Origin of the sequence: Roseovarius sp. MMSF_3281, assembly GCF_030733685.1 — a bacterium.
Classification (GTDB): domain Bacteria; phylum Pseudomonadota; class Alphaproteobacteria; order Rhodobacterales; family Rhodobacteraceae; genus Roseovarius.
This window is the reverse complement of record NZ_JASHIM010000027.1, coordinates 25,714-38,589: the sequence shown is the minus strand read 5'-3', so window position 1 is coordinate 38,589 and position 12,876 is coordinate 25,714. Positions and strand designations below refer to the sequence as shown.

The 12,876-nt window shown below is 60.9% G+C and carries 12 protein-coding genes; 3 read left to right on the top strand and 9 right to left on the bottom strand.

Features of this window, described 5'->3' with window-relative positions:
• Positions 1-138: 138 nt before the first annotated feature.
• Positions 139-2,268, bottom strand: coding sequence for a methylmalonyl-CoA mutase (gene scpA / locus RBB32_RS19080; protein ID WP_306155034.1), 2,130 nt, complete (start codon positions 2,266-2,268; stop codon positions 139-141).
• Complete coding sequence (locus RBB32_RS19075) at positions 2,240-3,178, bottom strand: hypothetical protein (RefSeq protein WP_306155033.1); 939 nt, start codon at positions 3,176-3,178, stop codon at positions 2,240-2,242. The genes scpA and RBB32_RS19075 overlap by 29 nt, the downstream gene beginning before the upstream one ends.
• A gap of 178 nt (positions 3,179-3,356) precedes the next feature.
• Here RBB32_RS19075 and RBB32_RS19070 point away from each other — a divergent pair, with 178 nt between their 5' ends.
• Positions 3,357-3,812, top strand: coding sequence for a DUF4174 domain-containing protein (locus RBB32_RS19070; RefSeq protein WP_306155032.1), 456 nt, complete (start codon positions 3,357-3,359; stop codon positions 3,810-3,812).
• A 13-nt stretch (positions 3,813-3,825) separates the two neighbouring features.
• On the opposite strand, the gene RBB32_RS19065 is transcribed toward RBB32_RS19070, so the two are convergent.
• The 7 genes from RBB32_RS19065 to RBB32_RS19035 all read right to left on the bottom strand — a co-directional run bounded on the left by RBB32_RS19065 (position 3,826) and on the right by RBB32_RS19035 (position 9,890).
• Complete coding sequence (locus RBB32_RS19065) at positions 3,826-4,359, bottom strand: hypothetical protein (protein WP_306155031.1); 534 nt, start codon at positions 4,357-4,359, stop codon at positions 3,826-3,828.
• Positions 4,360-4,363: 4 nt separating this feature from the next.
• Entirely contained in the window at positions 4,364-6,409 is a 2,046-nt protein-coding gene (locus RBB32_RS19060) for an acetyl/propionyl/methylcrotonyl-CoA carboxylase subunit alpha (protein WP_306155030.1), read from the bottom strand.
• 132 nt (positions 6,410-6,541) lie between these two features.
• Entirely contained in the window at positions 6,542-6,751 is a 210-nt protein-coding gene (locus RBB32_RS19055; RefSeq protein ID WP_306155029.1) for a hypothetical protein, read from the bottom strand.
• Between the two features lie 379 nt (positions 6,752-7,130).
• The gene (locus tag RBB32_RS19050; RefSeq protein WP_306155028.1) at positions 7,131-7,493 is read right to left on the bottom strand and encodes a hypothetical protein; all 363 of its coding nucleotides are present in this window, start codon (positions 7,491-7,493) and stop codon (positions 7,131-7,133) included.
• Between the two features lie 81 nt (positions 7,494-7,574).
• Complete coding sequence (locus tag RBB32_RS19045; protein ID WP_306155027.1) at positions 7,575-7,721, bottom strand: hypothetical protein; 147 nt, start codon at positions 7,719-7,721, stop codon at positions 7,575-7,577.
• A gap of 214 nt (positions 7,722-7,935) precedes the next feature.
• On the bottom strand, positions 7,936-8,352 hold the full coding sequence (locus RBB32_RS19040) for a DUF6497 family protein (RefSeq protein ID WP_306155026.1): 417 nt from the start codon (positions 8,350-8,352) through the stop codon (positions 7,936-7,938).
• Between the two features lie 5 nt (positions 8,353-8,357).
• Positions 8,358-9,890: an acyl-CoA carboxylase subunit beta gene (locus RBB32_RS19035; protein ID WP_306155025.1), complete on the bottom strand. Its 1,533-nt coding sequence runs from the start codon at positions 9,888-9,890 to the stop codon at positions 8,358-8,360.
• Positions 9,891-10,081: 191 nt separating this feature from the next.
• On the opposite strand from RBB32_RS19035, the gene RBB32_RS19030 reads away from it, so the two are divergent.
• Together RBB32_RS19030 and RBB32_RS19025 are read left to right on the top strand one after the other, a co-directional pair.
• Positions 10,082-11,299 (top strand): multidrug effflux MFS transporter, encoded by a 1,218-nt coding sequence (locus tag RBB32_RS19030; protein ID WP_306155024.1) that lies wholly within the window; start codon positions 10,082-10,084, stop codon positions 11,297-11,299.
• 176 nt (positions 11,300-11,475) lie between these two features.
• Positions 11,476-12,876, top strand: coding sequence for a short-chain fatty acyl-CoA regulator family protein (locus RBB32_RS19025; RefSeq protein ID WP_306155023.1), 1,401 nt, complete (start codon positions 11,476-11,478; stop codon positions 12,874-12,876).

Below are 12,876 nucleotides of genomic sequence, written 5' to 3'. Positions count from 1 at the left end.
GCTCATCATTCTCAACGCCATGATCCGGGAAAACAGAACATATCAGCCAACCTGAACAACACACTTGCCCGGGGGAGCGTTGAAACCCCAAAAGGTTTCAACGTGGGGGCAAAGCCCCCTTCTTAACACGGCCTGCAGTCAGGCCCGAGCCTCGCGAATAAGGCGAAGGATATCCTGCGCCGCTTCGGGAATATTCGTGCCCGGCCCAAAAATCGCCTTCACACCCGATTTTTTCAGGAAGTCATAATCCTGCTGCGGGATAACGCCGCCACAGATCACGATTATGTCGCCCGCATCCTTTGCCTTCAGCGCTTCAATCAGTTGCGGCGCCAGCGTCTTGTGCCCCGCCGCCTGACTTGAGATACCGATCACATGCACGTCGTTGTCGATGGCATCCTGCGCGGCCTCGTCCGGGGTTTGAAAGAGCGGCCCCACATCCACGTCGAAGCCGATATCGGCAAAGGCCGTGGCAATCACCTTGGCGCCCCGGTCATGCCCGTCCTGGCCCATCTTCACGACCAGCATCCGGGGGCGGCGGCCTTCGGCCTCGGCGAAGTCATCCACCGATTTCTGGATCGCGGCGAACCCTTCGTCGCCCTCGTAAGCCGCGCCATAAACCCCGGCCAGCGTTTTCACTTCGGCGCGGTGACGGCCGAATTCCTTTTCCATTGCCATGCTGATCTCTCCCACCGATGCGCGTTGACGGGCGGCCTCAACCGCCGCCTCCAGAAGATTGCCGCCCTCTTTGGCACGGCGCGTGACCTCGTCCAAGGCGGCCTGACAGGCGGCCTCGTCCCGCTCGGCGCGGATTTTCTCAAGCCGCGCGATCTGGCTGTCGCGCACGGCGCTGTTGTCGATATCCAACAGGTCGATCGGGTCTTCGCTCTCGCGGCGGTACTTGTTGACCCCCACGATCACCTCGTCGCCCCGGTCGATCATCGCCTGGCGGGTGGCCGCCGATTCCTCGATCCTGAGTTTGGGCATGCCCGAGGCCACGGCCTTGGTCATACCGCCCATCTCCTCGACCTCTTCCATCAGTTCCCAAGCCTTCTCGGCCAGGTCCGCCGTCAGCTTTTCAACGTAGTAAGACCCCGCCAAGGGATCGACCACATTGGTCACCCCGGTTTCTTCCTGCAAGACAAGCTGCGTGTTCCGGGCGATCCGGGCGCTGAAATCGGTGGGCAGGGCCATGGCCTCGTCAAGCGCATTGGTATGCAGGGATTGCGTCCCGCCCAGAACCGCGCTCATCGCCTCATAGGCGGTGCGGATCACGTTGTTATAGGGGTCTTGCTCCTGCAGGCTCACGCCGCTGGTTTGGCAATGGGTGCGCAGCATCTTGGACTTGTCGCTTTGCGCGTTGAACTCGGTCATCACCCGGTGCCACAACAGGCGCGCCGCCCGCAGCTTGGCCGCCTCCATGAAGAAATTCATGCCGATGGCAAAGAAGAACGAAAGGCGCGGCGCGAAGCTGTCCACATCCATACCGGCGGCGATTGCCGCTTTCACGTATTCACGGCCATCGGCCAAAGTATAGGCCAACTCCTGCACAAGGTTCGCCCCCGCCTCCTGCATATGGTAGCCCGAGATCGAGATCGAATTGAAGCGCGGCATCTCGTTCGAGGTATACTCGATGATATCAGACACGATCCGCATCGACGGCTCGGGCGGATAGATATAGGTGTTGCGCACCATGAATTCCTTCAGAATGTCGTTCTGAATGGTGCCCGAGAGGTCGGCCCGGCTCACGCCCTGCTCTTCGCCCGCAACAATGTAATTGGCTAAGATCGGGATCACCGCGCCGTTCATGGTCATCGACACGCTGACCTTTTCCAACGGGATACCGTCGAACAAGATCTTCATATCCTCGACACTGTCGATGGCCACCCCGGCCTTGCCGACATCACCGAAAACGCGCGGGTGGTCACTGTCATAGCCCCGGTGGGTGGCCAGATCGAAGGCGACCGAGACCCCTTGCTGCCCGGCGGCAAGGTTGCGGCGGTAAAAGGCGTTGGATTCCTCGGCGGTCGAGAAACCGGCATATTGCCGGATCGTCCAGGGACGCCCGGCATACATCGTGGCACGCGGGCCGCGCGTGAAGGGCGCCTGCCCGGGAACGGATCCCAGATGATCCAGCCCTGCAACATCCTCCTCGGTGTAAAGCGGCTCGATGTCGATGCCTTCCAGGGTTTTCCAGGTCAGATCGTCAAGGCTGCGCCCTTTCAGTTCCTTCTCGGCAATGCTACGCCATTCGTCTTTCTTCGATGCCATTTGCGTGTCCTCTTGTCATCTCGCCCGGGCGCGGCGTTTGCCCCGCTGTCACCGGGCCGGTTTCCTCGGTCAGTTGCGCCAATCCGTCCGCCCCGCGGGTCAACCAGAACAGATCGTCCTGATAGGCCTCTTGCAAGGTGGCGATTTGGTCATTCGTGAAGGGCATCCAGCGTCCCTCGCCATCTGGCAAGCGCGCAGGGTCGATCCCCCTGTCCCGCAAAACTTGACGCAATTGCGCCAGCCGCGGGGATTTATTCATCCATTCGCGGGCATGGCTGCGCGGAAGATCGCCCTGCCCGGTCATCGCCCCAAGGCGCGCCTCGCTCCGTCCGCCGAACACCTCATAGGGCATCACCATGATCGGCGCCGCGCCATCCATGGCACAGGCCAGATCCTCGATCACTTCGCGCCAGCCGCGCGGCCCGCGCGTGATGTGCTGCAAATCACGCGCCCGCAAGAGGCGATGCCCGCGCGCCACGCCAAAAGCCATTGACGAGGCCCAGAACATATCCTGCTGCCGGATCGACAACGCCATGCGCGGCGCCACCGCACCAAATGCATGGGCAAAGCGCGCCATGCGCTGCCCGGCATCGGCGTAAAGCCGTGCGTCACGCAGGTTGATCCGCGGTGTGCCAAGCATGTTGTCATCGCTGACGACAAGAAAGCGACTCCCGCGGGCTGCGGCCTTCTCTATCTGAATGGCGATCCGCCCTCGTGCCCTGTCCAACTGGGCCTGCGGTTCACCACGGCCGGGAATCGGCACAACGCCACGGAACAGCCCTGCGCGCGTCAGCCGGGGTTCCCAGCTTTCGATGCCGCGCGCCCACAGCTCTTCGCGGTTTTCGCGCAGGTAATTCTGAAAACAGGTGGTCGCAGTTCTGTGGGCGCCCACATGCAATATCACATCCATCGGATCTCTGGCCTTTCGTCGGTCTGCCGCCAGTGGCGGGCGTTGCACGAATACTGCCGCCGATGCTGTGCGCCGAACCCTGAGAATGTGATTAAGGGTAAAATTTTCCGGGCCAAGCGGGCATTCAGCCTTCGCAATTGCCCTCCAGCCCCCTATATCTTGGCGGACAGGAGACCGAATGAAGCCCCTTATCGCCTTTGTTTTCGTGATGTTTTCCGCCGCGCCCTTCTTTGCACAGGAAGGCGGGGGGGCGAAGGATGGCGTCACGCCCGAGATCATTTTGCCGGGGGAAACGGCAGATTTGAATGATTTTCTCTGGATAAAACGACCACTCGTCGTTTTTGCCGACAGCCCCGCAGACCCGCGATATACCCTGCAGATGGAATATCTTACCAAACGGCTGGAGGACCTGGAGGCACGCGATGTCGTGGTGCTGACCGATACCGACCCAAGTGCGGATAGTGCATTACGTAACAGGCTCCGCCCACGCGGGTTCATGTTGGTGCTGATCGGCAAGGATGGCACCATATACCTGCGCAAACCGCTGCCTTGGGACGTGCGCGAAATCTCTCGCGTGATCGACAAGATGCCGATGCGCCAGCAGGAAATGCGCGACCGGCGCGGCGGAAGCTGACCGGCGCGCGCCCTCATGCCTGCGCCCCCCGGGCAATAACCAACAGGCGGTTGCGGCGATCCAGCAGCATCAAAAGCCCGCTTGCGGCGTCATAGCCCACCATATTGCCTCGCCCGTCCAGGGCATGGCGAAAGGCGGTCTCGGTCACGGCATCCATGCATTCACGTGCTTCAAGCCCCGCGCGGCGCATCTGCATACCAAGGGACCGCTCGGTATTCATGACCTCGACAAATACCGCGTCCGGGCTTTGGCCGGGGTCATTCAACACCGCCAAATCACGCCGCGCCAGAAGGCCCAACATCTCCTTCACGCCCTTGGCCATGGGCATTGCCGCCTTGACCCGGTCATCGGCAAGCCGGAAAACCCCCGCCACGCAGGGCCGTCGTGCATCATAGGTCACCGTGTCGCGCAGCGAAAAATACTGCCCCATCCGGTCGCGCATCGCGGCCTCATCCTCGGGGCCACAGCCTGCGACCATACCGGCCGAGGCCATTGCCAGAACCGGCAAAAGCCCCCTGCCCGTGATATGGCCACAGGCCGCGCGCATGGCGTTATTCGAACTCCATGATCACGTCGTCCACCGCGAGGCTGTCACCCGGGCCAGCGTTCAGCTTGCTGACCACGCCCCGCTTCTCGGCCCGAAGGATGTTTTCCATTTTCATCGCCTCCACGGTACACAGCGCCTGGCCTTCCTGTACCTCGTCGCCTTCCGACACGTTCACCGTGACGATCAGGCCCGGCATCGGGCAAAGCAGCATCTTGGATGTATCAGGCGGCAGTTTCTCGGGCATTAACGCGGCCAGTTCCGCCTGCCGTGGGCTGCGCACATGCACCTTGAGATCGGCGCCACGCGTCCGGATGCGGAAGCCGCCCGAGACCTTGCCCACTTTCAGGATCAAGGGCGATCCATCCACGACCAATTCGGCCAATTGATCGCCCGGTGTCCAATCGCTGGTCACCCGAAGGCTTTGACCATCGGCAAAGACCACGCTTGCGCCGTCCCTGTCGGCGGAAATCGAAACTTCGAATTGCTCGCCCTGAAGGCTGACAACCCAATCGCTGCCAACCCGGCGCTCGTGGTTGTCCATCCGGCCCGATACCCGGGTGCGGCGAATCTCGGCCACGCGATGCATCGCGGCACAGCTTGCCGCGACCCGGCGCAGGGTGTCTTCGCCAAGGGTCACCCCTTCGAAACCCTCGGGATATTGTTCTTCGATAAAGGCGGTCGTCATGTCACCCTTGATGAAGATGTCATGATCCATCACCGCCGCCACGAACGGCAGGTTGTGCCCGATGCCTTCCACCTCGAAACTGTCCAAGGCCACGCGCATCGCCTCGATCGCCTGCGCCCGATCCGGCCCCCAAGTACACAGCTTGGCGATCATCGGGTCGTAATACATCGAAATCTCGCCACCCTCGTATACGCCGGTGTCATTGCGCACCGCCGTTTCACCGGTCGGCGCATCGCCATGCCACGTGCCGTTTACCTGCATCGGACCAGCGCCCACTTCCTGCGGCGGACGATAACGCGTCAAACGGCCAATCGACGGCAGGAAGTTCCGATAAGGATCTTCGGCATAAAGCCGGTTCTCGATGGCCCAGCCGGTCAGGGTAACGTCATCCTGGCTTAGCGACAGTTTCTCACCAGCTGCCACGCGGATCATCTGTTCCACAAGGTCAACGCCCGTGATCAACTCGGTCACCGGGTGTTCCACCTGCAAACGGGTGTTCATCTCAAGGAAGTAGAAGTTCTTCTCGCCATCGACGATGAACTCCACCGTCCCGGCACTGGCATAGCCCACGGCCTTGGCCAAGGCACAGCTTTGCTCGCCCATGGCCTTGCGGGTGGCTTCGTCCAAGAAGGGGCTGGGCGCTTCTTCCACAACCTTCTGGTTGCGGCGCTGGATCGAGCATTCCCGCTCGCCCAGGTAAATACAGTTGCCGTGCTGGTCGGCCAGAACCTGAATTTCGATATGGCGCGGTTGCGTGACGAACTTCTCGATGAAAATCCGGTCATCGCCAAAGGAGTTTGCCGCCTCGTTCTTGGACGATTGGAACCCTTCGCGCGCCTCGTCATCGTTCCAGGCAATTCGCATACCCTTGCCGCCGCCGCCAGCCGAGGCCTTGATCATCACCGGATAGCCGATGTCGGAGCTGATTTTCACGGCTTCCTCGGCATCTTCGATCAGGCCCATGTAGCCCGGAACCGTCGAAACCTCGGCCTCCTGCGCGATCTTCTTCGAGGTGATCTTGTCGCCCATGCTTTCAATCGCGCCCTTGGGCGGCCCGATAAAGGCCACGCCTTCGGCCTCAAGCGCCTCGGCGAACTTGGGATTTTCCGACAGGAAACCATAGCCCGGATGCACCGCTTCGGCACCGGTTTGGCGAATGGCCTGCATCACCTTGTCGATGACGATATAGGATTCATTGGCCGGGGGCGGGCCGATATGGACCGCCTCGTCGGCCATCTGCACGTGCAGCGCCTGCGCATCGGCGTCCGAGTAGATGGCCACCGTCTGAATACCCATTTTCTGGGCGGTCTTGATCACCCGGCAGGCAATCTCGCCACGGTTGGCGATCAGGATCTTCTTGAACATGGCTGGTCCCTTCTTTCGGTTCTTGGCCCGGCGCAGGCGCGCGCAGGCATGACATGAAAAGGACCACCGGCGCAGGCCGCGCCGATGGTCCGATGACTAGAGGTGCGCGCCGGGGTACGGCGCGACGCGATTCTATTTGCAGCGATGTGGGTAGGCTTGGCAGTAAGCCACGTTCCCCGCGGCCCCGACAACCGCGCCTGCGGCAAGGTTGCCGTCAAGCACCGCCGCGGTGCCGACCCCGGCACCTGCGCCAAAGAGCGCCTGCTCGGGAACGGTACCACCACAGGCCGCGAGGCCCAAAACACTGACGAGGGCAAAGCCCCTGAGGGTAATTGATCGCATGCTACTGTGCCTTTCGAAATATGGGACGATGTCGTCACCCCAATCAACGCCATGGGCGCTGCCTTTTCCAAGTCACAGATGCGCGATGCCGTCCGGTGGGCAAGCCTCCGCTCATTCTCGTAAGTCTCTGCTATGACGAAAAAAAGAGGCGGCCTGCGCCAAATGGCACAGGTCCGCCTGCAAGGGGAAGGGTAACGGATCAGACTTTGCGTCTTGGCCCATTGGGGGGGGGCCACCACTACGCCTCTGACTGTGGAAGAAGCCGCCCCCGACGCCAAGTCAGCACGCACGTCGAATACCTTTTCGGCTGCATTTCGCGCAAAAATGCAACCCTTGGGCAAAAAGGTGCCATTTTGGGCCGAAAAGACCGCCTGTAAACTCATTCCCAGCCCTCTTCATCGTCAAAGGCCTCGGGAAAAGATGCGCGCGCAACTGGCACATCCAGAATCAACAACGCGTCGTAACTGGTCGAATCAAACGTTTCTTCGGCGGGCTTCACCTCTCGCCCAAAGAGCCAGCTTAACCGCCCGGCATCCAGATTACCGCGCTCAAAGGGTTCGTCACCGAAATGCTGCCAAAGGGCCTGCACGAACCCCGCATCGGCCCGACGATCCGCCGCCTTGCGATCGCGATAGCGTTCCCGCCGCGTGATTGGCGTGGCACCCTTGGGATTGGCGCGTCGAATTGTGAATTGATAATCCGTTCCGGGAAGACGCCCCGGGAAACCGCGATGCTTCAGCATACCACACCCTCCGGAAAACAAGGGCGTTGCGCGGTATTCAGGACGGGCGCAAAGGCCCGCCCTGCGTAATCCCCGAAAGGATTACTTGTACTTGCCGGTGTAGGTCGGCTCGGTCGTGATGGGCTCGGGCTCCACAACGACGAATTCTTCTTCGGCCGATTGTTGGGCACAGGCCGCCACGAAGGCAACCAGACCGATGGCCAGAAGGCTCTTGATGCTGTTCGACATATTTGTCTCCTGTCTGTAAACGCGGGCAAACGCAGCGAAAATCGCCCCACCTGCCCTACTTGCGAGGTATGGGTTACTTGGGTGCAACCACCCTTAATCATATCCGACTCGCAGTCAATTGCATACTTTTCGCAAGCAAACGCCCGCGTATGTGACCACAAAGCCTCAACCCCCGAGGGATTGACCGGTTTGCCCGCAACATATTGTGGCCACATTAGAACATCTCCCAGATACAGCCGCCCTGATCGAGGCGGTAGGCTTCGAAAACCTGGATAAGGTCAGGATCCATAACGCCAAATTCCGATTCTCGATTGGCGATCGAGATAACGATCTGGTTGGGCTGCGGCCCCACATTCGACAGCCGCGGCACCGCGTAGCTGTTACAAAGATACTCCAGATCGGTCATTGTCTCTTCAAAGCTTTCTTGCCCGGTCAAGTCGGTGGCGACGAAACGAAAGCGGTAGGCCAAGCCGTTTCCACGCTCGTTCCAGATCATTTCCTGAAGCACGACCTTTAGCCCCGAAGGCAGGACAAGGCGCTCCTCCTTCGCCTCGTCCTGCTGGGCCGCCGCAAGGCTGGCCCAAAGGACCAGGGCGGCGAATAAGGGCCCGAAACGCACCACAGGTCGCATCCCCCTTACAGCGGGATATTGTCGTGCTTTTTCCAAGGCATCTTGCGCTTTTTATTGCGCAGTGCGGCAAAGGCGCGGCTGACACGCTTGCGGGTGCTGCGTGGCTGAATCACCTCGTCGATGAAGCCACGCTCGGCGGCGACAAACGGGTTGGCGAAGCGGTCTTCGTAATCCTGCGTCCGCTTGGCGATTTTCTCTTCGTCGCCCAGTTCCGAGCGATAGAGAATCTCGGTCGCGCCCTTGGCGCCCATCACCGCCACCTCCGACGTCGGCCAAGCATAGTTGATATCGCCGCGCAGGTGCTTGGAGGACATCACGACATAGGCCCCGCCATAGGCCTTACGGGTAATCACGGTCACCTTCGGCACCGTCGCCTCGCCATAGGCAAACAGAAGCTTGGCCCCGTGCTTGATCACGCCGTCATGCTCCTGCCCGGTTCCCGGCAGGAAGCCGGGCACGTCAACGAAGGTGAGAATCGGAATATCGAAGCAATCGCAGAACCGCACGAAACGGGCCGCCTTGCGGCTGCTGTCGATGTCCAGACACCCGGCCAGAACCATCGGCTGATTGGCCACGACACCCACGGTGCGGCCCTCAAGGCGAATGAAGCCGGTAATGATGTTCTTGGCGAAATCTTCCTGAATCTCGTAAAAATCGCCCTCATCGCCGACCTTGGTGATCAACTCCTTCATGTCGTAGGGCATGTTGGGGTTGGCCGGAACGATTGTATCAAGGCTTGGCTCTGCGCGGTCGGGATCGTCGAAGAAGGGGCGCACCGGCACCGGTTCCTGATTATTGAGCGGCAGGAAATCGACCAAGCGGCGCACTTCGGCCATTGCCTCGACATCGTTCTCGAAAGCCCCGTCAGCAACGGAACTTTTCTTGGTATGGGTCGAGGCCCCTCCAAGCTCTTCCGCCGTCACCTGTTCATTCGTCACCGTCTTCACCACGTCGGGGCCGGTCACGAACATGTAAGAGCTATCGCGCACCATGAAGATAAAGTCGGTCATCGCGGGGGAGTAGACGGCCCCCCCGGCACAAGGCCCGGTGATCACGCTGATCTGCGGCACCACGCCCGAGGCTTCGATATTGCGCTGGAACACCTCGCCATAGCCCGCAAGGCTGTCGACACCTTCCTGAATCCGCGCGCCACCCGAATCGTTGATACCGATCACCGGCGCGCCGTTCTGCATCGCCATATCCATGATCTTGCAAATCTTCATCGCGTGCGTTGCCGACACCGAGCCGCCAAGCACGGTAAAATCCTGACTGAAAACATAGACTTGGCGGCCATTGATCGTGCCCCAGCCGGTCACGACACCATCGCCGTAGGGCCGGTTTTCTTCCATCCCGAAGTCGGTGCAGCGATGCGCGACGAACATGTCGAACTCTTCAAAGCTGCCCTCATCCAACAAAAGGTCGATACGTTCACGCGCCGTTAACTTACCTTTGGAATGCTGGCCTTCGATCCGGCGCTCTCCCCCACCCAGACGGGCCTTGGTCCGGCGCCCTTCGAGTTCTTGAAGAATATCTTTCATGACGGTCCCCTTGCGATTTTGCACGACAATAGGGAAAACGCACCGTCACACAAAGAGGTTTCCGGCAAATTTGCAAAGAAACGCAAAGCGTTATCTGCATATCTGAATAACTGCAAATTATCCGGCATTGTGCAATCGGTCACAGACTCCTGTGCATGGACAAAGGGGGCGGGCGGGCCTAACGCTGGATTATGAGTGATCGCCCCGAAATACGCCTTCTGGATCGCAGCACTCCGCCGCATATCATGACCCTGATTCTGCTGGCGGGAATTTCGGCGCTTGCGATGAACATTTTCCTGCCCTCGCTGCCGGGGATGACCGCCTATTTCGACACCGAATACCGCCTGATCCAGTTGTCGGTGGCGCTTTACCTGGCGATCAACGCCTGCCTGCAAGTCGTCATGGGGCCGGTCTCGGATCGCATGGGCCGCCGCCCGGTGATCCTTGGCGGGCTGGGCATTTTCCTTGTGGCCACGCTGGGGTGCATCTTTGCCACCAATATCTGGATGTTCCTGACGTTCCGCATGATCCAGGCCACCGTCGTCGTGGCCATGGTCCTTAGCCGTGCGGTGGTGCGTGACATCGTGCCCGAGCGCGAGTCAGCCAGCATGATCGGCTATGTCACCATGGGCATGGCCGTGGTGCCGATGATCGGCCCGGCCATCGGCGGCATATTGGACCAAGCCTTTGGTTGGAAAGCAAATTTTTGGGCTCTCTTCATCCTTGGCGCGGGGGTTTTCTGGCTGACTTGGCGCGACCTTGGAGAAACCGCCCCACAGTCGGCGCGCAGCCTGACACAGCAATTCCGCGAATATCCCGAGCTTCTGACCTCGCCGCGTTTCTGGGGCTATTCGATGGCGGCCGCGCTGGCCTCGGGGGCCTTCTTTGCCTACCTCGGCGGCGCGCCCTTCGTGGGTGACCAGGTCTTTGGCCTCGACCCCGCCACGCTGGGCATTTATTTCGGCGCCCCCGCGATTGGCTATTGCCTTGGAAATTTCATCTCGGGGCGTTTCTCGGTCCGCGTCGGCGTCAACCGCATGGTGCTTTGGGGCACGCTGTTCAATGCGGGCGGTATCGGCTTGAATCTAATGTTTTTTTACGCAGGCCTCGGTACGGCGCTGACCTTCTTCGGGCTGATGACCCTGATCGGCCTTGGCAACGGGATGCTGATCCCCAACGCCACCGCCGGGGCGCTTTCGGTGCGCCCGCACCTGGCAGGCACGGCCAGCGGTCTGTCGGGCGCGATGATGATCGGTGGGGGGGCTGCCCTTTCGGGTCTGGCAGGCGCCTTGCTTGGCCCCGGCACCGGTGCCTTTCCGCTTTTGTGGATCATGCTGTGCACCGCCCTCGGCGCCATCGCGGCCATCGGTGTCGTCATCTGGCGCGAACGCAAACTGACCATGGCGTAACGTACAGTTTGTACAGACCGACCCCGGTTTCTGTACAAAATCCCACTCCAAACAGGAAGCCTCTGTACAACTCGTACATAACGCCCAGAAATCCTCTTTACGGCCTATCCGCAAATTTGCAAAAGTTGATTGCAACACGGCAAATCTGCAAACCATGTCCGCGGGGGACCACCAAGATGCCAACCCAGAAACTCTATGCCGGGGCCAAGCTGCGCGAAACCCGGCAACGCCTTGGCCTGACGCAAAAGGATTTCGCGGCCAAGCTGGGGGTTTCCCTGCCCTATCTCAACCAGATGGAAAACAACAACCGGCCCGTCAGCACCACCGTGGTTCTGGCCCTCGCGCAAGAGTTCGGCTTTGACGTGACCGAGCTTTCCACCGGCGACGCCGAACGCATGGTCAGCGATATGCGCGAGGCTTTGGCCGACCCGGTTTTCGCCGATGACCCGCCGCCCCTGTCTGACCTGCGGCTGACGGCCTCGAACGCCCCGGCCCTTGCGCGCGCCTTTCTGGAGCTGCATCGCACCTACCGGCAAACCCACGAGCGGCTGGCCAGCCTTGACGAGGCCCTTGGCCGCGAAGATGCCCGCACCCAGCCCAGCCCATGGGACGAGGTGCGCGACTTCTTTCATTATTGCGACAACTATATCGACGCCGTGGACCACGCCGCCGAACGCTTTGCCCAACCCACCGGCGCACAACGCGGTGTGCGCGACATCGCCCAAGATCGCCTTTCGGACATGGGAATAAGCGTCAGCCTTGCCGACACCGGCAAGATGCGCCATTTCGACCGCGACAGCGGCACGCTTTACCTGTCTTCGCGGTCCGAGCCGGAAACCCGCACCTTCCAGATGCTTCTACAGGTGGCCCTGCTGACCCAAGACAAGCTGATCGAGGCCACGCTTGATCTTGCCCGGTTCCAATCCGAGGCCGCCCGCGCCATCGCCAAGATGGGGCTGGCCAACTATTTCGCGGGTGCCGCCCTCATGCCCTATGGCATGTTCCTGCAGGCCGCCCAAGACACCCGCCACGATCTGGAGATTCTTGCCAACCGTTTCGGTGCCTCCATCGAACAGGTCTGTCATCGGCTGAGTACCCTGCAGCGCCCCGGCGCCAAGGGGGTGCCGTTTTTCTTCGTGCGGGTCGATCAGGCGGGGACCATCACCAAGCGCCACAGCGCCACGCGCCTGCAATTCGCGCGGTTCGGCGGGGCCTGCCCGTTGTGGAACGTGCACCGCGCCTTTGAAACCCCCGGTCGGTTCCTGCGCCAATTGGCCGAAACCCCCGATGGCGTGCGTTACATCAGCCTTGCGCGGGATGTCAGCAAACCGGGCGGCAGTTTCGGTTCGCCGGTACGCCGCTTCGCCATCGCCTTGGGCTGCGAGGTGAAACATTCCGACGCCCTTGTCTATGCCGACGATCTGGACCTGACCAATGCCCGCGCCTTCGAGCCGATCGGCATTTCCTGCCGAATCTGCGAGCGCACCGATTGCCATCAACGGTCCGTTCCGCCGCTGGAACGCCAGTTGCAGGTCACGCCGGACGAGCGCAATGTTCTGCCTTACCGGGTGGGATAG